The following is a 22,517-nucleotide window of genomic DNA, read 5'->3' as shown; positions in this document are numbered from 1 at the left end:
ATACCATTATAGGGTTTTAGCATTTTTCACCCTTTGTTTGGTAATGGCCAAATCGATTACCTCGCTCATATCGGTCACGTAATGGAACGTAAGTCCCTTTACATATTCCTCCTTGATTTCTTCAATATCTTTTCTATTGTCCGCACAAAGGATAATCTCCTTGATTTTGGCTCTTTTGGCAGCCAATATTTTTTCTTTGATTCCACCTACGGGCAACACCTTGCCGCGAAGTGTAATCTCACCCGTCATGGCCAAACTCTTTTTCACCTTACGTTGTGTAAAGAGCGATACCAAGGATGTCAGCATGGTAATACCTGCACTTGGCCCATCTTTGGGCGTCGCACCTTCAGGTACGTGGATATGCACATTGTACTTCTCGAACACAGCGGAATCTATTCCAAAAATATCCGCATTGGATTTTATGTACTCCATGGCGATAGTTGCCGATTCCTTCATTACTTTACCAAGGTTACCGGTAATATTCAGGGTTCCCTTTCCTTTGGAAAGAATGGATTCGATAAACAGAATATCACCCCCAACACTTGTCCATGCCAAACCAGTGACCACTCCAGCCACATCGTTGTTTTCGTACTTATCGCGTTCCAAACGGGCAGGTCCAAGAATTTTTTCTATATCCTCATTGGTCAGTTTTATATTGTACTCCTCTTCCATGGCAATGGATTTTGCGGCAAACCTCACTACTTTGGCTATTTGCTTTTCTAGACCACGGACTCCAGATTCGCGGGTATAGCCTTCCACTATTTTTTCCAACTGACGCTTCCCAATTTTCAGGTCCTTGCCTACGAGGCCATGTTCCTCCAATTGTTTGGGCAATAAATGGCGCTTGGCAATCTCTACCTTTTCTTCGATAGTGTATCCCGTCACATTAATAATTTCCATTCGGTCGCGCAATGCTGGCTGAATAGTGGATAAATTGTTCGCTGTGGCAATGAACATTACTTTGGACAGATCATAGCCCAATTCCAAGAAATTATCGTGGAACTCACTGTTCTGTTCAGGGTCCAGCACCTCCAACATGGCAGATGAAGGGTCTCCTTGATGACTGCTCGCCAATTTATCTATCTCATCCAAAATAAACACAGGATTGGAAGTCCCTGCTTTCTTTAAACTTTGGATTATTCTACCGGGCATCGCACCGATATAGGTTTTTCTATGTCCGCGAATTTCTGCTTCATCGCGCAGTCCACCCAAAGACATTCGTACATATTCCCTACCAAGGGCTTCCGCCACGGATTTCCCCAAAGAAGTTTTACCCACTCCAGGAGGGCCGTACAAACAAAGAATGGGCGATTTCATATCGTTCCTCAACTTAAGTACCGCCAAATATTCTATAATTCTACGTTTTACATCCTCCAGACCATAATGATCTCGATTCAGAATCTTTTCGGCGCGTTTAAGGTCAAATTTATCTTTTGAGTATTCGTTCCAAGGAAGGTCTATTAAAAGATCCAAATAGTTGCGTTGAATGGAATACTCCGCCACCTGTGGGTTCATACGCTGCATTTTGGCCAGTTCTTTTTCAAAATGCTCCTGTACTTTTTTGCCCCACTTTTTCTTTTTGGCCTTTTCACTCATTTCATCCACCTCTTCTTCATACGAAAGCCCACCAAGTTCTTCTTGGATAGTCTTCATTTGCTGGTGAAGGAAATATTCACGTTGCTGCTGGTCCATATCGCTGCGTACTTTGCTTTGGATATCGTTGCGCAGTTCCAACTTTTGAAGTTCCATGTTCATATACTTCAAGGTAGTCAACGCCCTTTCCTGAAGGTTGGCAATTTCCAAAAGCTCCTGCTTTTCTTTAACTGCCAAGTTTAAGTTTGATGACACAAAATTGATCAAGAATGAATTACTCTGAATATTCTTGATAGCAAAAGTGGCTTCACTCGGGATATTCGGGTTATCCTTAATGATCTTAAATGCCAATTCCTTGATTGAATCTATAATAGCCTCAAACTCAGTGTTTTTATCATCTGGGCGTTCTTCAGCTGCCTCGCTCACCTTGGCCGTGATATATGGTTTCTCGGTAAGGACGGCATCTATCTTAAACCTCTTTTTTCCTTGAATGATCACTGTGGTATTCCCATCCGGCATTTGTAGTACCCTAAGTATTCGTGCCACTGTCCCAACAGTATTTATGTCTTCCACCCCCGGGTTCTCAACAGCTTCATCTTTTTGGGAAACTACCCCGATAGTCTTGGTGCCATTGTTGGCATCTTTGATCAAATTAATGGACTTGTCCCTCCCTGCAGTAATCGGTATTACAACACCAGGAAACAAAACAGTATTTCGTAGAGGCAGTACCGGCAATGTCTCCGGTAAGCTCTCTTTGTTCATCTGCTCCTCATCTTCAGGGGTTAACAACGGTATCAACTCCGCATCTTCATCCAATCCCTGTAACTCTATATTGTCAAATTTGGTAATTTTCATCTCTCCCATATCATCTTTTCGGTCATTTTGTCATAACAAACAAACAACCAACATTTTTATTCCATCTTTAAACTCTCGTAAAGCCTTAAAAATCAATATTTATAAGGATTCAGAAGCTTATTATCATCCATTAGTTGGCAATTCCTGTGCCATTAAAAATCAAATTTTAAGAAAAAAGTGTAACAATTGGTAAATTAGGTAATCTATAAGACAAAGCATTCATTTTTTGAGCCAACAAAATGAACATATTGACACACTGCTCCAATTGTGCATGCAGGGGAAACAAAGTGCTCAGTTAGAGATTTACAACCGTTATTACAAAGCGATGTACAATACCGCTTTAAGGATTGTAAAACATACTGCTGAGGCTGAGGATGTGATGCAGGAATCGTTCCTGAGCGCGTTTACCAAACTGCACACCTTTAAAGGAGACGTCACCTTCGGGGCATGGTTGAAGCGGATTGTGATCAACAACAGTATTTACCATTACAGAAAGCAGCAGAAAAAATACGCTGTCGATTTGGATAATGTAATGTACAAGGTCGAAGATAATGATGCAGTTGCTTCGGACCAGAATGGCTATACAGAACTGAAGGCTCAAAAAGTGATGGAAACCATGAACAGTTTGAAAGATAATTACAGAGTTTCTTTGACCTTACATTTAATCGAAGGGTATGATTACGAAGAAATAGGCAAAATAATGAATATTAGCTATGCTAATTGTAGAACCATGATTTCGAGGGCCAAACAAAGCTTGAGAAAAAAATTGACCGTAAATGTTTAGATATGAACAAAGATAGTTTAGATAGTTTGTTTGAGAGACTCCATGGAGAGCTTGATGTAGCGGAGCCACAAAGCGGGCACCAAGAGCGGTTTTTGGAAAAATTGAACCAAAAGCAGGGCACCGTTGTCCTGAACCAAAAGAAAAGAATATGGTGGAAACCATTATCGGTTGCAGCTTCCATTGCCATAGTGGTGCTTTTGGGATACCAAGCATTTGGGCCCAAGCCCACGATCAAACAACAAGTAGTGAGAATGGCACCCGAGGTTTCCAAAACCGAGTTCTACTTTGCAAACCTTATCGAAGAGCAAATTGAGGTGCTCCAAAGCGAGAAAACACCAGAAACAGCACAATTGGTAAATGATGCCATGGCGCAACTCCAACGGCTAGATAAAGACTATGAAGCCCTTGAGAGCGACATGGTCAACGGTGGCGACAGTAAAATAATCTTGAGCGCTATGATTACCAATTTTCAAACACGAATAGATCTTTTAAAAGAAGTTTTGAGCCAAATAGAAAATATTAAAAATTTAAACTCACAGAATGATGAAAGCTTTACAATTTAAATACATCTTTTTCGCCCTGGCTTTATTTCCGCTTGCTATCAGCGCCAATAGTGGCAACGACAAATTAAATGGCAGGTACACTAAAGAAAAAACCATAAAAAAAGAATACAATGTTAATCCAGATGCCCTTTTTAAGGTTAAAAACAGCTACGGGAACCTTAACGTAACTTCTTGGAACGAAAACCGTGTGGTCATCGAAGTACATATAAAAACCAATGGCAACGACGAAGACCGTGTAAAAGAACGATTGAACGAAATTGACGTGGATTTTGAAAACAGTGCAAACATGGTATCGGCCACTACCCGTTTTGGAGATCGCAGCAATAGCTGGGGATGGAGTTGGGGAAAACGCAAAAATATAAGTGTCCAAGTAAATTATACTATTAAGTTACCCGTAAAAAACAATGTTAACCTGAGCAATGATTACGGAAGTATTCTCTTGGATCGTATTGACGGGCATGCAAAAATAAGTTGTGATTACGGAAGTTTGGAAATAGGAGAACTGCGTGGGCGCAATAACGAGCTTAGGTTTGATTACACTTCCCGTTCCACCTTTGATTATGTGAACAGTGCAGAAATTAGGGCCGATTACTCCGGATTTACAATTGAAAAAGCAGGCAACCTTATTATTAAGGCCGACTACACCAATGCTGTTGTTGAAGAAATGGAAAACTTGGAATACACCAGCAGTTACGGCTCTATTGATGTGAGAAATGTGAAAAACGTAGATGGAAACGGAGACTATATCGGTGTCAAATTGGGTAATGTGCATGGCAATGTGGACATAATGAGCGATTACGGTTCCATTAGAATCGACCGATTAACTCCAGACGCCGGAAACGTAGAAATCCGTTCCGACTATACAGGGATCAAAATTGGCTATGATCCTGGGTACAACTTTGATTTTGAAATTACCACCGAATATGCCGGGGTAAGTGGTAAAGATGATTTTGAAATCAATATAAGCAAGGAAAGATCTACCGAAAAATATTATAGTGGTTACTACGGTAAGTCAAATTCCGGAAACAGGTTGAACATTACCAGTGACTACGGCGGAATCACTTTTTATCAAAATTAACATCAAATCAAAAACAACTTTAAACACAAGATCATGAAAAAAATTATCACACTTACGCTTACATTGGGAATGATTGCCTGTACAAGTGCTCAATGGGGAAACAGGGTAAAAGGAAACGGCGACTACGTCACAATTGAACGCTCCGTGGGTGATTACGAAGGGGTGGCTCTTTCCGGATGGTTTGATTTGGAACTGGTATCCGGGAATGAAGGGGAGATTACCCTTGAAGGCGAATCAAACCTATTGGAACATATCACCACAGAAGTAAAAAACGGAAAATTGGTAATCAAGACCGAAAAAGGCAAAAATCTGAGACCATCTAGCTGGAACAAAGGCATCCGAATCATCGTTCCAGTGGAATCCATTGCGTTTGTGAGTCTGTCTGGTTCAGGCGACGTTGTTGGAAAAACCATGATACGGTCCGATTCATTTAATGCAAGTATGTCAGGCTCCGGAGATGTAACCTTACTGGTGGAGGCAGATGATTTAGAAGCGTCACTTTCAGGATCAGGCGATATAAATCTCTCTGGTAGGGCCACCGATTTTACAGTAAGGGTTTCTGGTTCTGGCGACATTAAAGCATATGATCTGGAAGCTGATTTTGTGAAAGCTACAGTTTCAGGCTCTGCCGATATCAAAGTAACCGCCAACGAATCCATTGATGCTAGAGTATCCGGTTCTGGAGATATCCATTACCGTGGCAACCCAAAAAAAATATCTTCAAAAGCCTCCGGTTCGGGAGACATAACAAAAGGATAACACCGAGTTTATCATCAATCAAAAACAGAAAAGACCCTGATTTAGTCAGGGTTTTTTTTATGGGTTAATTTGACGGTTTAACCTTATTGACACGCAGTAGTAAGAATATGCCAATCAAGAAAAAGATTCCTAAGAATACTGTACTGTTGCGCATACTCCCCGTGAGTTGCGCCACAACACCATACAAAAAGGTTCCTATGATGATACCGATCTTCTCGGCCACATCATAAAAACTAAAAAACGAAGTAGTATCCGTGGTTTCGGGCAAAAACTTGGAATAAGTGGAACGTGACAGTGCTTGGATGCCCCCCATTACAACCCCTACCAATCCGGCAGCAATGTAAAAATCCATTGGGGTTTGCAAAAAATAGGCATAAATACAGAGCAAAGCCCAGATAACATTGATCACAACAAGTGTTCTGATATTCCCGAATCCTTTAGAAGCCCATGCAGTAACGGTAGCTCCCAAAATGGCAACAATCTGGATAAGTAAAATACTAACGATCAAACCCATGGTACGTTCGTTATCGGAACCCCAAACAATTTCCTCTTCTCCAAAATAGGTAGCAATGAGCATAATGGTCTGTACGGCCATACTGTAAACAAAAAAGGCTCCTAGATATCGTTTTAATTTTTGATTTTCTCCCAATTGGTGCCAAACAAGTTTCAACTCCTTAAAACCATTAAGCACAATATGGTCCCGTTTGCCCTCCCTTTTATAGCCTTTGGGCAAATGAGCAAAAGTGTATTGACTGAAAAGAATCCACCAAATTCCAACAGAAATAAAAGAGTATTTCATGGCTTTAATCTCAGCGATTTCACCACCACTATCCGTAATGCCAAAAAAATCTGGTTTCATTACCATGGCCAAATTGAAGACCAGCAAAATAACACTGCCAATATATCCCATCGAAAAACCTTTGGCACTAATACGATCCTGTTGCTCAGGGTAGGCAATATCCGGTAAGTATGAATTGTTAATGGCAAAACTTACCCAGAAACCAACAAGTCCAAAAAAATAGCAGAGAAGACCAAAATAGATATACTCCAAAGAAAACCAATACAATCCAATGCACGAAGCTGCTCCCAAGTAGCAAAAGAATTTTAAAAACACCTTTTTGTTTCCCAAATAATCTGCAACACCGGAAACAAGTGGGGTAACAATGGCAATAAAAATAAAGGCCAACGATGTAACGTAGCTGATCAAAGGGGCCCGTGCTATCTCACCGCCAAAAATAGTGACTTGTTCAATACCTGCGGTTCTAAACAAAAGCCCATAAAAAAGTGGGAAAATAGCGGAGGAAATAACCAAACTGTAAACAGAATTGGCCCAATCGTAAAACGCCCAGGCATTTAATAGTTTTTTACTTCCTTTCAATGCCAGTATTTGCGCCATAGTTTTTTTGTTACAAAGTAAATGTCATTTCAAATCAACTTTGAAATGACATTTTCTATTTTGTACAATAATGATTCATTATTTGAAAGAGGTTACGCCAAACTTTTTGGCTTCTTCTTTAGCAGCAGGAGCCCATGCGGTCAAGTTACTGATCCTTGTATCATTGGAAGGGTGCGTACTCAAGAATTCAGGTGGTGCCTGTCCGCCCGATGCTGCCTTCATGCGTTTCCATAGTTCCGCAGCCTCATCCGGGTTATAGCCTGCAATGGCCATGATCTGAAGTCCAATTTTATCGGCCTCTGTTTCATGACTTCTATTAAATGGCAGCATTACCCCCAATTGTGATCCCAATCCATAAGCTTGATTAAACATGTTTCTTTTTTCTTCATCCTGTATCGCCACATTGCCAGCAACTGCCCCTATTTGTTGAATGGTACTTGCACTCATACGCTGGGCACCATGATCGGCCAAAGCGTGAGCTACTTCATGACCCATTACCACGGCAATCCCAGTTTCATTTTGGGTAATTGGTAAAATTCCAGTGTAAAAAACAATTTTACCTCCCGGCATACACCAAGCGTTTACCGTTTCATCTTTGACCAATTTATATTCCCATTTATAATCTTTTAAATATCCTGGATATCCATTGGCGTTCAACCAGCGTTCCGAAGCAGAAGCAATGCGTTGTCCTACTCGTGTAATCATTTCTGCATCGGAGGTTCCCGTAACTACATTGTTGGATCCTAAGAATTCATCATACTGTGCAAATGCCATTGGAAACATTTGACTGTTGCTATAAAAATTCAATGTACTCTTTCCTGTAAAGGGATTGGTCTTGCAAGCAATCACAACAGAAAGGGTCAAAAAAATTAAAAATATCTTTTTCATCTGCTTTATCGTATTTTGTCTTATGTAAATTACAAAATTTTATTTTCCAAGGATATGGATCTGAGTGAAATCCTTCCCCACTTCTATAGAGTCGTTTCCATGTAACATGATATCGTTTAAATCAATCTCCACATTATCCAATTCTACCTTTTCTATTGTAAAAGGCAGCCCATGGAATGTCAATATGAAATTATTGTATTGAGTAATAAAGTTACCATCCTTGAATTGTTGGATAATCAATTCGTTCTTTTTGCCCGTTAATTTGAAACGCCTAAGGCTATAACGTCCTTTTTTATAATCGTACCCATCTTGTTGATCTTCGTATACCTGAGAGTTTTCCGTACCCTCCTTAAAGTAGATATCTATTGCGAGTTTATCTATTTCTTTTTCTCCCACATATTGCTGTACAGGATATTTGGGTATCATAGCCCCTGCTTTCACAAACAAAGGTATCCGATTAATTTCTGCGGCCACCCAACGCTCAACTCCTCCTCCAATTAATTCATCATTCCAATAATTATACCAACTCCCCTTGGGGAAATACATTCTCCTGCCTTGTGCATTTGGTTCTTGGACGGGACATACCAATATTTGTTTTCCAAATATAAATTCATCCGTACGGAAATGGGTCTGTGGGTCTTCTTGGTCATAAAACACCAAGGATTGCAACATAGGCAATCCTTTATTGATATAATTATAGAACATGGTATAGAGATATGGTAACAATTGATACCTCAACTCTATAAATTCTCTTACAATGTCGGTAATTTCATCACCGAAAGACCAAGGTTCCTGATCACCGTGATCACCACTGGAGTGTACCCTACAAAAAGGGTGAAAAATGGCAAGCTGCATCCAGCGAGCAAAAAGTTCCCCGTTCGGTTGCTCTGCAAAGCCACCAATATCAGAGCCAACGAAGGAATATCCACTCATACACATGCGCTGCATTTGCACGTTGGCTATCCACAAATGCTCCCATGTTGCTACATTGTCACCTGTCCAAGTAGCACAATAACGTTGGGTTCCTGAATACGCTGCTCGTGTAAGCACAAAAGGTCTACGTGGGTACATAAATTTTTTAACACCTTCATACGTGGCGCGTACCATTTGCATACCGTATATATTATGTGCCTTTCTGTGACTGCATGGATGCCCCTCGTAATCGTGACGCACATCTAAATTGGCAGTTTTTGACGGGACTTCCATAATGGCAGGCTCGTTCATATCGTTCCAAACCCCACTGACTCCAAGGTCGGCTATCATTTCTTTATAAAGATCGGCCCACCAGTCTCTGACTTCGGGGTTAGTGAAATCTGGAAATTTACATTCGCCTGGCCAAACTTTTCCCTTAAAATGTGGCCCATCCGCTCTTCTACAAAAATATCCATTATCCATGGCTTGTTGATATACCCAGTAATCCCGATCAATCTTAATTCCTGGATCGATCATAGTGATTACCTTAAAACCTTCGTCCTCCATTTCCTCAATCATCTTTTTTGGATTGGGGAAATAGTTGTTGTTCCAAGTAAAACAACGAAAACCATCCATATAATCGATATCGAGATAAATGGCATCGCAGGGAATGTTCAACTGTCTAAAAGACGATGCAATATCCCTAACTTTTTTCTCTGGAAAATAGCTCCATTTCGATTGGTGGAAACCTAGAGCCCAAAGTGGTGGTAATTCTGGGACACCGGTCAAATCCGTATAAGATTCCACAACATCCGACATTTTGGGACCATAGAAAAAATAATAGTTCATCTCGCCTCCATCGGCCCAAAAACTGGTTACGTTCCTTCGTTCTGCTGCAAAATCAAAATACGTGCTAAAAGAGTTATCGAAAAACATTCCATATGCAATGTTTTCCTTAAGTCCCACATAAAACGGAATTGATTTATAAAGTGGTTCTTGGTCTTTTCCATAGGCGTAGGAGTCCGTTACCCAATTGTTCACTCTTTTGCCTTTGAGGTTGGTATGGGATGCTTTGTCTCCCATTCCATAATAACTTTCACCAGAGTGGCAAACTTTACTCATTTTCACAATGTTTCCGCCGTAGTCAAAATTTTCTTCCCAATGGAATCCAAGTTCATCCTCCGTCAGGATTACGTTGTGCATATCAACAATTTGCACCTTAAGGTTCGTCTTGTTGATGTATATTTTTATCTTAGAAGTAGTTATAACATATTCTGGTATCTCATCCTCTATGGTAAGTTCGTTGTAACCAAGGTTAACATCATCACTAAGGGCGTATGAAAAATCCGGTTCAAAAACATACTCAATGCCATATCTAAACCGAACAACACTGTCCCTTAAAATAGTAATTTGAAGTATTACACCATTTTGGGTAGTAAAGTATAATTTGTCGTTTTCTTGCTTAAAATCGACTATATGGTTCGGAAACTGGTTCCCGGTTTTAGCTATTTCCGTATTGGTTATCATCTACAATTGATTGAGGCTCACAAAAGAAACACAAAAGCCTGAATAATTAAAAATATGTTTTGAAAAGCAATTAACTATAACGTTTTAGCTGCTTATTTATTTGTAAACCACGATACCTAGTGGGGGCAGATTCATTAATACCGATTGCATTTGCCCGTTCCAAGGGGTTTTGGTAGGCTTCATCGTTTTTTTGCCAATACCGCTTCCCGAATATTTTTTATCGTCACTATTGAACACCAGTTTTAAGGTGGACGTTTTTGGAACTCCCAACCTATAATTTTCCCGGGGTACGGGCGTAAAGTTACAGACAATGATCATATCATCCTTGGAATCATTACCTTTTCTTATGTATGATATAACTGTGTTTTCTTGGTCATTATATTCAATCCACTGGAAACCATCAGGACTGAACTGCTTTTGGTACAATGCTGGATTGTTTTTGTACATTTTGTTCAAGTCTTTTACCACTTCTTGTATTCCGGAATGGAAACCGTATTGGGTTAAATGCCATTCGAGACTCTCTTGAAAGTTCCATTCGGACGATTGTCCAAACTCCCCCCCCATAAACAATAAATTACCACCAGGATGGGTGAACATATAACCAAATAGTAATCTAAGATTGGCAAATCGTTGCCATTCATCTCCCGGCATCCGATATAATAGGGATTGTTTACCATAAACTACCTCATCGTGCGAAAAAGGCAACATAAAGTTCTCTGTAAACGCATAGGTCAAGCTAAAGCTTATTGCATTCAAATTGTATGATCGATGAATAGGATCCTTTTTAAAAAATTCCAATGTATCGTGCATCCAACCCATCATCCATTTCATGCCAAAGCCCAACCCGCCATAATCTACTGGTTTTGTAACTCCCGAAAATGCGGTGGATTCCTCAGCAATGGTCTGTACACCTTTGAAACTGGCATACACCTCCTGGTTCATCTCCCTTAAAAAAGAAAGAGCTTCCAAGTTCTCGTTATTTCCATATATATTGGGTTCCCATTCCCCATCTTCCCTAGAATAATCCAAATAAATCATGGAGGCCACTGCATCCACTCGTAAACCATCCACATGGTATTGATCGAGCCAAAAAATGGCATTACTGATCAAAAATGCTCTCACTTCATTTCTTCCATAATTAAAAATGAGACTTTTCCAATCGGGATGGTAACCTCTTCGTTTGTCCGGGTGCTCGTAAAGGTTGGACCCATCAAAAAAGCCAAGCCCGTGTGCGTCTTCCGGAAAATGTGAAGGTACCCAATCCAAAATAACACCAATACCCCGATTGTGCATCGCCTCTACAAGTATTTTAAAATCCTCTGGCTTGCCAAAACGGGAAGTAGGCGCAAAATATCCTGTTATTTGATAACCCCAAGAAGGATCGTAGGGATATTCCATTACAGGCATAAACTCCACATGGGTAAAGCCCATCTCCTCCACGTAGTCAGCAAGTTGATCTGCCATCTCTAGATAACTGAGGGATTCCCAACCGTTTTTCTTTCTCCAAGACCCCAGGTGCACCTCGTAGACTGAATATGGTCTATCCAAACCATTCTTCGTGTCACGGGTATCCATCCAATTTTTGTCTTTCCATTCATGGGTATCATCCCAAACCAGGGACGCTGTTTGTGGAGGCTGCTCACAATACCTAGCAAATGGGTCGGCTTTTTCGGTCCATATATCGTTATTGTTGGAATGTATCTTGTATTTATACTTGGTACCCTTGTCCACTCCTGGAATAAATCCTTCCCAAATACCACTATGGTCCCACCGTACATTCAACTTATGCTCACCTGCCGTCCAATAATTGAAATCGCCAATAACGCTGACCGATTTAGCAGATGGTGCCCAAACGGCAAAATACGTTCCTTTTACCCCATCCACTTCTGTTAAGTGCGAACCTAACTTATTATATAGTCGAAAGTGCTTTCCCGCTTTAAAAAGATCGGTATCGAATTCTGTAAAAAAACTATGTGGAACTACCTTGGACATATTTGAGGGTTTAGTACTTATACAATAATACGGATCTTTAATCAAGAATACGATTATGACAACAGGTTTGAAAATAGTAACAACATTTTTTTAAAAATGGAACGCTTTTTGATTTTATTGCATGAAAGACGAAACAAACACAAATCAAAAATTTAAGATCATGAATAAATTTACTACATTTTTAAGCGCAATTATTGTTTTGGTTTTCGCAGCATGCGAAGGCCCACAAGGTCCTCCAGGATACGATGGTCTTGACGGACTGGATGGTCTTGACGGATTGGATGGTATCCAAGGGCAGGTTGTTGAGGTTGAAGGCGTAAACTTTGGGTATGATGCCGGCGCCAACCTTTTTAGCACCTTGATCACTTTTTCCGATGTTACCAATTTCGAAGTTTTTGAATCAGATGCTGTTTTGGTGTACAGACATGATGGTGTTATTGACCTATCCGATGGTTCAACAGCGGATGCATGGACCCAAATTCCTCAGAACTTTTTTCTGGATGAAGGTACCATACAGTACGTTTTTGCCCACACCTTTGTGGATTTGGAGCTTTTTATCGATGGAAATTTCGACTTATCCATATTGGGTACAGATTTTACGGATAATCAGCTTTTCAGAATTGTGTTTGTTCCTAGCGAATATGCCGAATCCCCTGATTTTGACGCATCAAATATTGAACAGGTAATGTCCACCTTAAATATAGGAGAAGAAAATATTACAAAAATGGAAATCAACTAGATATCCACTAAAACATATAGCCAAAGTCCCATTGCCAAACAATGGGACTTTTTTTGTATATTATTTGAAAGGACAACTATTAAATTTCGTCCAAATAAAAAAAGAAACAATGGGAAAAAAATTGCTTTTAGTTGCTCTTGTCATACTTGCTGGATGCAAGGGCACTTCACAAGAAGAAGAAAATACCAATAAAACCGCCTTAAACATAAATAAAACGGATGCCGAATGGCGGGCCGAACTTACGGACATGGAGTACTATGTCCTTAGAAAAGCCGGTACCGAGAGAGCATTTTCTAGCGAGCTATTGGACAATAAGCAAAAAGGCACCTATGTTTGTGCCGGCTGTAGCACACCATTGTTCAAAAGTGAACATAAATTTAAATCTGGTACCGGATGGCCCAGTTTTGATAGAGAGATCGAAGGTAATGTAGCGTTCGATACCGATTATAAAATTGGTGTACCCCGGACCGAAGAACATTGTGCTGTTTGTAAAGGGCATTTAGGACATGTTTTTAATGATGGGCCAAGGAACACAACGGGTAAAAGACATTGCATCAACGGAGCCGCACTTAAGTTTATACCGGACAACAACTAAACAGTTTCTAAACGATATGAACAAAAAATATGACTTACATAAAACCGAAGAAGAATGGAAACAACAACTTTCTCCTGAAGAATACTATGTCTTAAGACAAAAGGGCACAGAAAGACCCTACACAGGTAAGTTAGATATGCATTTTGAAAATGGCGATTACCATTGTAAGGCTTGCAATGCCAAGCTATTTGAAAGTGAGCATAAATTTGATAGTGGTTGTGGTTGGCCCTCTTTTGACCAAGCGGTGGAGGGTGCCATTGAATATATTAGGGACACTTCACACGGTATGATTAGAACCGAGACCATCTGTGCCAACTGTGGAAGTCATTTGGGACATGTTTTTAATGATGGGCCCAAGGAGACCACAGGACAACGGTACTGTATCAATTCCGTTAGCATTGATTTTGACCCTGAAACATAAATGGACTTCCAAAAAGGTTATATAGCCAGTGTAACATTTGAGTTTCAGCGTTACAAAGCAATGGGTGACAAAACCTTTGCCCAAATTTCCGATGCCGATATTCATTGGAAATTTACCGACACCGATAATTCCATTGCCAATATCGTAAAACATATGGTTGGAAACATGTTGAGCCGATGGACCAATTTTTTAACCGAAGATGGGGAAAAACCATGGCGCACGCGCGATATGGAATTCGAAGAGCCTTTTGTAACCAAAACTGAAATGATTTCCGCTTGGGAAAAAGGTTGGGATTGTTTATTTGATGCCCTTTCCCACATAGATGAATCCAATTTCCAAAACACTATTAAAATTAGAGGCGAAGAACACAGTATTGCCAAAGCCATCAACCGCCAATTGGCACATTATGCAAGTCATGTAGGCCAAATTGTATTTGTAGGCAAAATGATAAAAGGCAAAGATTGGAATTCTTTGTCCATACCTAAAGGAGGGTCCAAAAGCTACAACCAAACCATGTTCGGGAAAGGTAAGCCCTGATTTCACAAACAAACCCACATTTGCCATTTTTCCACTTGGGAATTGGAGATTGATTTCCGTACTTTTGCACTTGCCGAAACGGCAGGTTTTCAATCTAACAACTAAAATCAAAATCTAATGAGCAAGTTCGATATAATTGTTTTGGGAAGTGGTCCAGGTGGATATGTTACTGCCATCAGGGCTTCACAATTAGGGTTCAAAACAGCCATTATAGAAAAAGAAAGTTTAGGAGGTGTATGTCTTAACTGGGGTTGTATCCCTACCAAGGCCCTTCTAAAATCAGCTCAGGTATTTGAATATTTAAAGCATGCCGAAGATTATGGTTTGAGTGCTAAAGATGTAGACCGAGATTTTGATGCTGTTGTTAAAAGAAGTCGTGGCGTTGCCGAAGGAATGAGCAAAGGTGTCCAATTCTTGATGAAGAAGAATAAAATTGAGGTAATCAAGGGATATGGAAAAGTGAAACCGGGCAAAAAAGTTACGGTGAAAACAGAAAGCGGTGACACTACGGAGTACTCCGCAGACCATATCATTATAGCCACTGGAGCTCGTAGCCGTGAGTTGCCAAGCCTTCCACAAGATGGAAAAAAGGTAATCGGTTACCGCGAGGCCATGTCATTGAAAGAACAACCAAAGAAAATGATTGTGGTAGGTAGTGGTGCCATTGGCATGGAGTTCGCTTATTTCTATCATTCCATGGGCACAGAAGTTACCGTAGTGGAATACATGCCGAATATTGTTCCTGTTGAAGATGAGGATATTTCCAAGCAATTGGAGCGTAGCTTCAAAAAAACGGGAGTTAAAATAAAAACCTCCGCAGAAGTTACCAAAGTTGATACATCTGGAGATGGTGTAAAAGCCACTGTTAAGACCAAAAAAGGTGAAGAAGTACTGGAAGCTGATATTGTCCTATCCGCTGTTGGAATCAAAACCAATATTGAAAATATAGGATTGGAAGATGTTGGAATCGCAACCGACAGAGATAAAATCTTGGTAAACGATTACTACCAGACCAATATTCCTGGTTATTACGCCATTGGTGATGTAACTCCAGGACAAGCTTTGGCTCACGTTGCCTCCGCAGAAGGCATCCTTTGTGTGGAAAAACTGGCAGGTATGCACGTGGAAGCCTTGGATTACGGAAACATTCCAGGTTGTACCTATTGCATCCCTGAAATTGCTTCGGTCGGCCTGACTGAAAAGCAAGCCAAGGAAAAAGGATACGACCTTAAAATTGGTAAGTTTCCTTTCTCTGCGAGTGGTAAGGCAAAAGCTGCCGGCACCCCAGATGGTTTTGTGAAAGTTATTTTTGATGCCAAATATGGTGAATGGTTAGGTTGCCATATGATCGGTGTTGGTGTGACCGATATGATCGCTGAAGCCGTTGTTGCCAGAAAGTTGGAGACCACAGGTCACGAAGTACTAAAAGCTGTTCACCCACACCCAACCATGAGCGAAGCGGTAATGGAAGCCGTTGCAGATGCTTATGATGAAGTAATCCATTTATAATAATATATGCTTAAAATTTTTAGGGCCACTGCTATTTTAGAAGGTATTTCCTATGTACTCCTTTTTGGAATGACCATGCCGTTAAAGCATTGGGCAGATATTCCAGAACCCAATCAAGTGGTGGGTATGGCACATGGAATACTGTTTATATTATATGTGGCAGTGGCAATAGCCTTTTGTTGGGAACGAAAATGGAAGCTCAAAAGATTTTTAATTCTCTTTATAGCATCCCTCCTACCCTTCGGAACGTTTTACGCCGATAAAAAATATTTGAAAAATTTAGCCTAAAAAGCTTTGTATAGCTAACTCATAGCTTTGCAATCCAAAACCTAAAATTACCCCCTTGGCTCCAGGAGATATGTAGGAAACATGCCTATATTCCTCACGTTGGTGTGTATTAGAAATATGCACTTCTATAACCGGTGTTTCAACCGCTTTTACCGCATCCCCAATACCAACAGATGTATGAGTGTATGCAGCGGCATTTAATATGATACCATCATAACCAAAACCCACCTCTTGTATTTTACCAATAAGCTCTCCTTCAATATTGGATTGATAATACTCGAGTTCTATTTGAGGAAATTTTTTTTGTAGCGTTTTGAAGTAGTCCTCAAAAGTAGTGTTCCCGTAAACTTCGGGTTCGCGTTTTCCCAATAGATTAAGATTGGGTCCGTTGATGATCATTAGTTTCATGCAATCAAAAATACAATAAAAAGAAAAGGACGGGATAACCCGTCCTAAATATCATTTATTTTTCTTGACTAGTTATTAATGGCAAATTGGAGACCAAAGCCAAATGCAGCAACTTCGTTATCGCCAACATTACTTAATACAACTGAAGGCCGCCAATCAAAATTAAGCACAAACGGGATACCATCCACCTTAAAATCGAGACCCATATGCGGACGAAGGGCAAAAATATTATCTGAATTTTTGATAAAAATTATACTTGGTCCCACCCCGGCATACCATCGTAATCCCGGTGCTCTAAAAAATCCTTTGTGAAAGGAATAGAGAAATGTGGCCATAGTAGCATTGTCCTCAAACCCTAAAACCGCTTGCCCTACGTGGTTATCGGAAAAGAAATATTTTCCAGAGGCTCCAAAAAAAGTAGCTTGATCATAAAGATCGATACCCAAACCCAATGCCGCTCTATAATTGGCTTGAGCCATTACGGCTAAATTGCCCAGCATAACTAATGCAAATACTAATAGTAATCTTTTCATTTTGAAAATGTAATTAATTGGTTAATATTCATAGTTTAAACTGCAAAATTTGGGGTTAAAACAGCTATTTCTTCATTTTAAAACAAAAACAAGACCCCCAATGCTGCCATTGAGAAGTCGTAATCATCACTCACTTTTACATAGGAAATATTTAACTCCGTAGTATCACTTACATTGACACCTATTATTGGTCGGAAATAAAAACCTCCTGTGTTCCCTTCATTGACACCGACCGCATAACCTACATCAGCACCTAATTTAAAATCATAGGTAGGGTAAAGTCTAAATGCGGCTGCCATGGGGACATACTGAATGTTTGGAAAATCACCCTCCACAACAAATGGACCTATATCAACAGTATCATTATTTACAAAAGCATTCATAAATCCAGTTGCCACTCCAGCATCAACCAATTCCGATAGTGCCCAATGATATCCCAAATCCAGTCCTATCTCAAAATTTGAATAATCAGAAATATCACCAAAAGGCACACCCGCATGAACTCCTGCTTTGAAACTTGTTCGATCTACTCTTTGAGCCATGGACGAAAAACTAATGGTAACCAATGCTATGACCACCAATACATATGTCTTTTTTTTCATTGTTAAAATTTTATTAACAATGAAACGTAATCGTTACAAAAAAAGTACTTATGCATATGTTTTTTCCTACAAATTAAAACACCCATTTTTGTTGGAAGCTTATTTCAAGTGGAAAAATATTGAAACCTTTGGTTTTTTAAACCTATCATTTGACCAAAGGGCATTATGAATTGACCAATAGCCCATAATGTTCAATATTAGATAGGTAATGTCACTATATTTGAACGCATGAACTGGCAGCAAGCAATAAAAGACTATAAAAATTATTTGAAGATAGAGCGTGGGCTTTCACAAAATTCTATTTCAAATTATAGTCTAGATCTACAGAAACTCGCCAGTTATCTTGAAGAGCATTCCATTACTGAAAACCCAATTAGCATAAAACAAGATACAGTTCAACAGTTTATTTATGATATTGCTAAAATGGTGAATCCTCGAACACAAGCCCGTATTATTTCGGGGTTAAAAGGATTCTTCAACTACTTGGTTTTTGAAGATTACCGGGAGGACAATCCTATGGATTTGATTGAAACCCCAAAAATTGGTAGAAAGTTACCGGATACTCTTTCTGAAGAAGAAATAAACAGCTTGATTAATGCCATTGACCTATCCAAACCAGAAGGTGAACGTAATCGAGCTATTCTGGAGACCTTGTACGGTTGCGGTCTTCGAGTATCCGAACTTATCACACTTAAATTGTCTGACCTTTATTTTGATGAAGATTTTATAAAAGTGACCGGTAAGGGAAATAAGCAGCGTTTTGTTCCCATTAGCGACGTGAACCAAAAATACATCAACATTTATCGAAAACAAGTAAGGGTACACCTACCTATACAGAAGGAACACGAAGATTATGTCTTTTTAAATCGTAGAGGCAAACAATTGACACGAGCCATGATTTTTACAATTACAAAGCGATTGGCAGAGAAAATAAGTTTGAAAAAAAATATCAGTCCGCACACGTTTAGGCATTCCTTTGCCACGCATCTTTTGGAAAATGGTGCTGACCTTAGAGCAATTCAACAAATGTTGGGGCATGAGAGTATCACAACCACCGAAGTTTATATGCACGTAAACCGCACCCATTTGACTAAAGTATTGAAGGAATTCCATCCGAGAACAACGGAATTTTAATCTCGCATCAACGTATCTCGTTCTACACGGTTCTGCTTTTTGAAAGGTCTGATAATCAAGCGTGCCTCACGGTCGAATCGAACATAATTATATACCCAATTGATAAATACCACTACCCTGTTCCTAAAACCGATAAGGAAATACAAATGAACGAACATCCAGACAAACCAAGCAAAAACTCCCTGAAATTTAAACTTGGGCATATCCACAACGGCTTTGTTCCTACCCACAGTGGCCATACTTCCTTTGTCTTTATACACAAATGACCTCATGGGTTTCCCATCGATCATTCGGACTAAATTATCCCCAAGGTTTCGTCCCTGCTGAATAGCTGGTTGGGCCATCATAGGATGCCCATGTGGAAACTCATCGGTCTCCATTTGTGCCACATCACCAATGGCAAAGACATCTTCGAGTCCTACGATTTGATGAAATTCATTTACCTTGAGCCTATTACCTCTACAAAGAAATTGTCCTGCATCCAACCCCTTTAAGCTCACAGCTTTTACTCCAGCAGCCCACACCAATGTTTCAGCTTCAAAAATTGTTTTGGTATTCGTCGTAACCCGTTTACCATCGTAATCCGTTACTCGGATATTTTTCCAAACATAAACACCGAGTTCCTCTAAAAACTTTTCAGCTTTTTCCGAAGCTATTTCACTCATTGCAGGCAAAATTCTGTCACTTCCCTGCACCAAGTTTATCTGTGCTCTTCGGGTGTCCAAATCGGGGTAGTCCTTTGGCAATATTCCCTTTTTAATCTCAGCCAAAGCCCCTGCAAGTTCAACTCCCGTAGGTCCTCCACCAACAATAACAAAGTTCATCAAGGCGTCCCTTTCATGGAGGTCGTCCGTTAAGAGTGCTTGTTCAAAATTCTCCAGAATCAAGCTGCGCAAGTTCAAGGATTGTGGAATAGTTTTCATTGCCATCCCCTTGTTCTCGATACCCTTATTACCAAAAAAATTAGTTTCAGATCCGGTTGCAACCACTAAATAATCGTAGAAAATTTCCCCAATATTGGTTTTGATCCTTTTCGTTGTGGGTTTTATCTCTTGCACCTGTGCCAATCTAAAATAGAAATTGGGGTATCCCTGCAACACCTTACGAATAGGGTATGCTATGGAATCCGGTTCCAGCCCTCCGGTAGACACTTGATAAAGCAATGGTTGAAAATTATGGTAATTGTGCTTGTCCAACAACACTACTTGAGCTTCTTTTTTGCTCAATTTTTTGGCTAATGCAATACCACCAAAACCGCCGCCGATAATCACGACCCTTGGGTAACTGGATTGAGGAATATTCATTCTTGACATACCAGCAAATTTAAGTATTCCATTCTTCCACAAGAGATATCAAGGTTGGTTTTTTTGTATCTTTAAAATCTAATTCAAAAAAACTTCAACTAATGAGAAAATTTCTTCCGTTTGGTGCCTTATTTCTATTATGCACCATGGGTATTCATGCCCAAAAAAAGAAAGATGATGTGATCAAGGATTTGGATTCGAAATCTGAAAAATACAGTGAAATTGCCCATGAAATCTGGAACCTTGCTGAAATGGGTTATTTGGAAGAGCAAAGTTCCGCTCTTTTGCAGGAAACACTTTCCAGTGCCGGATTTACCATTGACAATGGAATTGCAGGCATTCCCACGGCCTTTAAAGCAGAATATGGCTCAGGTTATCCCGTTATTGCCATTTTAGGTGAATATGATGCCTTGCCCGGGCTTTCCCAAGAAGCCGTACCTGTAAAACAATCCGCTGGTGGAGCTGCAGGACATGCTTGCGGGCATCATCTTTTTGGTACCGCTTCAAGTGCAGCTGCCATTTCTGTAAAAGATTGGATGGAAGCCAACAATATTAAAGGAACCATTCGGTTCTACGGATGCCCTGCGGAAGAAGGAGGGTCCGGTAAAGTTTATATGGTTCGTGAAGGGGTTTTTGATGACGTTGATGTAGCCCTACATTGGCATCCAAGTTCTGCAAATGCTGCAAGTGCAGGAGCCGCATTGGCCAATAAATCTGCAAAATTTAGGTTCCACGGTATTTCTGCCCACGCCGCAGCCGCTCCCCAAATGGGACGCTCAGCCTTGGATGGGATTGAAGCCATGAACGCTATGGTGAACATGATGAGAGAACATATTCCACAAGAAGCCAGAATACATTACGTAATTACCGATGGAGGAAAGGCTCCAAACGTAGTGCCAGATTTTGCTGAAGTGTACTACTATGCCAGACATAATACAAGGGATGTGGTCGTTGACATTTTTGATAGAATCGTAAAAGCTGCTGAGGGAGCTGCTTTGGGAACCGGAACGACCATGGAATACGAAATGATCGGGGGAACCCATGAACTCCTACCCAATCTTACAGTACAAAAAGTTATGTACGATAATTTGGAAAAAGTAGGGGGTATAACCTATAATGATGAAGAAATGGCCTTTGCTGAAAAAATTTCAAAGAGCTTGGGTAAAGAAAACCTCGACGCAACAATTGCGGAAACTGTGCAACCTTATAGAGAAACTGCACGGGCTTTCGGTTCTACTGATGTAGGGGATGTTAGTTTTACAGTGCCAACAGCCGGTATGGGAGCAGCAACATGGGTTCCTGGAACACCTGCACACAGCTGGCAAGCCGTAGCTGCTGGGGGAATGAGCATTGGCTCCAAAGGAATGATGGTTGCAGCAAAGACTTTGGCACTTACTGCCATGGATCTTTTTAACAGTACAAAAACGGTAGAAGCGGCTAAGAAAGAATTGGAGGAAAGAAGAGGAAAAGATTTTAAATATGTACCAATGTTGGGCAACAGACCTCCAGCTTTGGACTACCGCAAATAAAATTTTACTAAAACAACTGTAACAAAAGCCGCTCAAGGTATACATATATACCGAGCAAACTTACCAACCGTTTAGTGAAGAAAGAACTGGAACATCGTTTTGTGACGGAACTTGAGGACAATCAAAACATTGTCCACAAAGTCTGCAGTCTATATACCAACGACAAAGATTCCCATAACGATCTGTTCCAAGAAATCACTATACAACTATGGAAAGCATACCCAAAGTTTCGGGGAGATGCCAAGTTTAGTACTTGGATGTACCGTGTGGCATTGAATACGGCCATAACCTTGTATAGAAAATCAAAAAAAAGGGTAAAGACCCAAGATTTTGATTCGGTCCTCTATAAAATCAAGACCACGGATTATGATGATACGGAGGAACGGCAATTAAAGCTGATGTACGATGCCGTAAAACAACTTGGCGATATTGACAAAGCTTTGGTATTTCTCTATCTGGAAGACAAGAATTATTCCGAGATAGCCGAAACTTTGGGTATTTCTGAAGTAAACGCGAGAGTGAAGATGAGCAGGGTAAAAACTAAATTAAGAACCATTTTAAATCCCTAACT

22 protein-coding genes are annotated in these 22,517 nt (G+C 40.2%); 13 read left to right on the top strand and 9 right to left on the bottom strand.

The annotated features are described in order from the left end of the window. Positions 1-6 precede the first annotated feature (6 nt). Positions 7-2,457 carry an endopeptidase La gene (lon, locus tag MWU56_RS15320; RefSeq protein ID WP_247045876.1) on the bottom strand — a complete coding sequence of 817 codons (2,451 nt, stop codon included), beginning with the start codon at positions 2,455-2,457 and terminating at the stop codon, positions 7-9. A gap of 217 nt (positions 2,458-2,674) precedes the next feature. Between lon and MWU56_RS15315 the strand changes: the two genes are divergently transcribed. The 4 genes from MWU56_RS15315 to MWU56_RS15300 are packed head-to-tail and all read left to right on the top strand — an operon-like array spanning position 2,675 to position 5,632. Further along, entirely contained in the window at positions 2,675-3,232 is a 558-nt protein-coding gene (locus MWU56_RS15315) for an RNA polymerase sigma factor (protein WP_247045874.1), read from the top strand. Between the two features lie 2 nt (positions 3,233-3,234). Beyond that, positions 3,235-3,795, top strand: a complete 561-nt coding sequence (locus tag MWU56_RS15310; RefSeq protein ID WP_247045872.1) for a hypothetical protein — start codon at positions 3,235-3,237, stop codon at positions 3,793-3,795. After that, positions 3,776-4,873, top strand: a complete 1,098-nt coding sequence (locus MWU56_RS15305) for a hypothetical protein (protein WP_247046042.1) — start codon at positions 3,776-3,778, stop codon at positions 4,871-4,873. The genes MWU56_RS15310 and MWU56_RS15305 overlap by 20 nt, the downstream gene beginning before the upstream one ends. 33 nt (positions 4,874-4,906) lie before the next feature. Then, positions 4,907-5,632, top strand: coding sequence for a head GIN domain-containing protein (locus tag MWU56_RS15300; RefSeq protein WP_247045870.1), 726 nt, complete (start codon positions 4,907-4,909; stop codon positions 5,630-5,632). Between the two features lie 64 nt (positions 5,633-5,696). Here the strand turns inward: MWU56_RS15300 and MWU56_RS15295 are convergent, their stop codons facing one another. From MWU56_RS15295 to glgB, 4 genes are all read right to left on the bottom strand, one after another. After that, on the bottom strand, positions 5,697-7,028 hold the full coding sequence (locus MWU56_RS15295) for an MFS transporter (protein ID WP_247045868.1): 1,332 nt from the start codon (positions 7,026-7,028) through the stop codon (positions 5,697-5,699). 78 nt (positions 7,029-7,106) lie between these two features. Continuing rightward, entirely contained in the window at positions 7,107-7,916 is an 810-nt protein-coding gene (locus tag MWU56_RS15290) for a M48 family metallopeptidase (RefSeq protein ID WP_247045866.1), read from the bottom strand. A gap of 39 nt (positions 7,917-7,955) precedes the next feature. Next, positions 7,956-10,355: a glycoside hydrolase family 31 protein gene (locus MWU56_RS15285; protein ID WP_247045863.1), complete on the bottom strand. Its 2,400-nt coding sequence runs from the start codon at positions 10,353-10,355 to the stop codon at positions 7,956-7,958. Between the two features lie 96 nt (positions 10,356-10,451). Continuing rightward, positions 10,452-12,347, bottom strand: a complete 1,896-nt coding sequence (glgB, locus tag MWU56_RS15280; protein WP_247045861.1) for a 1,4-alpha-glucan branching protein GlgB — start codon at positions 12,345-12,347, stop codon at positions 10,452-10,454. Positions 12,348-12,507: 160 nt separating this feature from the next. Here glgB and MWU56_RS15275 point away from each other — a divergent pair, with 160 nt between their 5' ends. From MWU56_RS15275 to MWU56_RS15250, 6 genes are all read left to right on the top strand, one after another. Beyond that, a complete protein-coding gene (locus MWU56_RS15275; protein ID WP_247045859.1) occupies positions 12,508-13,086 on the top strand; it encodes a collagen-like protein in 579 nt (192 codons plus the stop codon). Between the two features lie 109 nt (positions 13,087-13,195). Further along, complete coding sequence (gene msrB / locus MWU56_RS15270; protein WP_247045857.1) at positions 13,196-13,681, top strand: peptide-methionine (R)-S-oxide reductase MsrB; 486 nt, start codon at positions 13,196-13,198, stop codon at positions 13,679-13,681. A 16-nt stretch (positions 13,682-13,697) separates the two neighbouring features. Then, a complete protein-coding gene (msrB, locus tag MWU56_RS15265; RefSeq protein WP_247045855.1) occupies positions 13,698-14,102 on the top strand; it encodes a peptide-methionine (R)-S-oxide reductase MsrB in 405 nt (134 codons plus the stop codon). Next, positions 14,103-14,639: a DUF1572 family protein gene (locus MWU56_RS15260; protein WP_247045853.1), complete on the top strand. Its 537-nt coding sequence runs from the start codon at positions 14,103-14,105 to the stop codon at positions 14,637-14,639. It abuts the gene before it with no gap. A 117-nt stretch (positions 14,640-14,756) separates the two neighbouring features. After that, the gene (gene lpdA, locus MWU56_RS15255) at positions 14,757-16,148 is read left to right on the top strand and encodes a dihydrolipoyl dehydrogenase (RefSeq protein WP_247045851.1); all 1,392 of its coding nucleotides are present in this window, start codon (positions 14,757-14,759) and stop codon (positions 16,146-16,148) included. Between the two features lie 6 nt (positions 16,149-16,154). Continuing rightward, entirely contained in the window at positions 16,155-16,436 is a 282-nt protein-coding gene (locus MWU56_RS15250) for a DUF3817 domain-containing protein (protein ID WP_247045849.1), read from the top strand. Here the strand turns inward: MWU56_RS15250 and aroQ are convergent. The 3 genes from aroQ to MWU56_RS15235 all read right to left on the bottom strand — a co-directional run bounded on the left by aroQ (position 16,428) and on the right by MWU56_RS15235 (position 17,979). Then, a complete protein-coding gene (aroQ, locus tag MWU56_RS15245) occupies positions 16,428-16,844 on the bottom strand; it encodes a type II 3-dehydroquinate dehydratase (protein ID WP_247045847.1) in 417 nt (138 codons plus the stop codon). The two genes, MWU56_RS15250 and aroQ, sit on opposite strands and share 9 nt — an antisense overlap. Before the next feature lie 68 nt (positions 16,845-16,912). Beyond that, on the bottom strand, positions 16,913-17,377 hold the full coding sequence (locus MWU56_RS15240) for a hypothetical protein (protein ID WP_247045845.1): 465 nt from the start codon (positions 17,375-17,377) through the stop codon (positions 16,913-16,915). A gap of 77 nt (positions 17,378-17,454) precedes the next feature. Beyond that, the gene (locus MWU56_RS15235) at positions 17,455-17,979 is read right to left on the bottom strand and encodes a hypothetical protein (RefSeq protein WP_247045843.1); all 525 of its coding nucleotides are present in this window, start codon (positions 17,977-17,979) and stop codon (positions 17,455-17,457) included. 228 nt (positions 17,980-18,207) lie between these two features. Between MWU56_RS15235 and xerD the strand changes: the two genes are divergently transcribed. Further along, the gene (gene xerD, locus MWU56_RS15230; protein ID WP_247045841.1) at positions 18,208-19,113 is read left to right on the top strand and encodes a site-specific tyrosine recombinase XerD; all 906 of its coding nucleotides are present in this window, start codon (positions 18,208-18,210) and stop codon (positions 19,111-19,113) included. Here the strand turns inward: xerD and MWU56_RS15225 are convergent. Then, a complete protein-coding gene (locus MWU56_RS15225; protein WP_247046041.1) occupies positions 19,110-20,417 on the bottom strand; it encodes an NAD(P)/FAD-dependent oxidoreductase in 1,308 nt (435 codons plus the stop codon). The two genes, xerD and MWU56_RS15225, sit on opposite strands and share 4 nt — an antisense overlap. A gap of 101 nt (positions 20,418-20,518) precedes the next feature. Here MWU56_RS15225 and MWU56_RS15220 point away from each other — a divergent pair, with 101 nt between their 5' ends. Further along, a complete protein-coding gene (locus tag MWU56_RS15220; protein WP_247045840.1) occupies positions 20,519-21,946 on the top strand; it encodes an amidohydrolase in 1,428 nt (475 codons plus the stop codon). 74 nt (positions 21,947-22,020) lie between these two features. Next, a complete protein-coding gene (locus MWU56_RS15215; protein WP_247045838.1) occupies positions 22,021-22,515 on the top strand; it encodes an RNA polymerase sigma factor in 495 nt (164 codons plus the stop codon). Positions 22,516-22,517 lie beyond the last annotated feature (2 nt).

Origin of the sequence: Allomuricauda sp. F6463D, from assembly GCF_023015965.1 — a bacterium.
Lineage (GTDB): Bacteria > Bacteroidota > Bacteroidia > Flavobacteriales > Flavobacteriaceae > Flagellimonas.
The sequence above is the reverse complement of the archived record's forward strand: the minus strand, read 5'-3'. Positions and strand labels throughout refer to the sequence as shown.

What these genes read in the sequence shown, in the direction of transcription:
- lon (WP_247045876.1), bottom strand. Translation starts at nt 2,457, where the DNA reads ATGGGAGAGATGAAAATTACCAAATTTGACAATATAGAGTTACAGGGA.
- MWU56_RS15310 (WP_247045872.1), top strand. Translation starts at nt 3,235, where the DNA reads ATGAACAAAGATAGTTTAGATAGTTTGTTTGAGAGACTCCATGGAGAG.
- MWU56_RS15305 (WP_247046042.1), top strand. Translation starts at nt 3,776, where the DNA reads ATGAAAGCTTTACAATTTAAATACATCTTTTTCGCCCTGGCTTTATTT.
- MWU56_RS15300 (WP_247045870.1), top strand. Translation starts at nt 4,907, where the DNA reads ATGAAAAAAATTATCACACTTACGCTTACATTGGGAATGATTGCCTGT.
- MWU56_RS15295 (WP_247045868.1), bottom strand. Translation starts at nt 7,028, where the DNA reads ATGGCGCAAATACTGGCATTGAAAGGAAGTAAAAAACTATTAAATGCC.
- MWU56_RS15290 (WP_247045866.1), bottom strand. Translation starts at nt 7,916, where the DNA reads ATGAAAAAGATATTTTTAATTTTTTTGACCCTTTCTGTTGTGATTGCT.
- MWU56_RS15285 (WP_247045863.1), bottom strand. Translation starts at nt 10,355, where the DNA reads ATGATAACCAATACGGAAATAGCTAAAACCGGGAACCAGTTTCCGAAC.
- glgB (WP_247045861.1), bottom strand. Translation starts at nt 12,347, where the DNA reads ATGTCCAAGGTAGTTCCACATAGTTTTTTTACAGAATTCGATACCGAT.
- MWU56_RS15275 (WP_247045859.1), top strand. Translation starts at nt 12,508, where the DNA reads ATGAATAAATTTACTACATTTTTAAGCGCAATTATTGTTTTGGTTTTC.
- msrB (WP_247045857.1), top strand. Translation starts at nt 13,196, where the DNA reads ATGGGAAAAAAATTGCTTTTAGTTGCTCTTGTCATACTTGCTGGATGC.
- msrB (WP_247045855.1), top strand. Translation starts at nt 13,698, where the DNA reads ATGAACAAAAAATATGACTTACATAAAACCGAAGAAGAATGGAAACAA.
- MWU56_RS15260 (WP_247045853.1), top strand. Translation starts at nt 14,103, where the DNA reads ATGGACTTCCAAAAAGGTTATATAGCCAGTGTAACATTTGAGTTTCAG.
- lpdA (WP_247045851.1), top strand. Translation starts at nt 14,757, where the DNA reads ATGAGCAAGTTCGATATAATTGTTTTGGGAAGTGGTCCAGGTGGATAT.
- MWU56_RS15250 (WP_247045849.1), top strand. Translation starts at nt 16,155, where the DNA reads ATGCTTAAAATTTTTAGGGCCACTGCTATTTTAGAAGGTATTTCCTAT.
- aroQ (WP_247045847.1), bottom strand. Translation starts at nt 16,844, where the DNA reads ATGAAACTAATGATCATCAACGGACCCAATCTTAATCTATTGGGAAAA.
- MWU56_RS15240 (WP_247045845.1), bottom strand. Translation starts at nt 17,377, where the DNA reads ATGAAAAGATTACTATTAGTATTTGCATTAGTTATGCTGGGCAATTTA.
- MWU56_RS15235 (WP_247045843.1), bottom strand. Translation starts at nt 17,979, where the DNA reads ATGAAAAAAAAGACATATGTATTGGTGGTCATAGCATTGGTTACCATT.
- xerD (WP_247045841.1), top strand. Translation starts at nt 18,208, where the DNA reads ATGAACTGGCAGCAAGCAATAAAAGACTATAAAAATTATTTGAAGATA.
- MWU56_RS15225 (WP_247046041.1), bottom strand. Translation starts at nt 20,417, where the DNA reads ATGAATATTCCTCAATCCAGTTACCCAAGGGTCGTGATTATCGGCGGC.
- MWU56_RS15220 (WP_247045840.1), top strand. Translation starts at nt 20,519, where the DNA reads ATGAGAAAATTTCTTCCGTTTGGTGCCTTATTTCTATTATGCACCATG.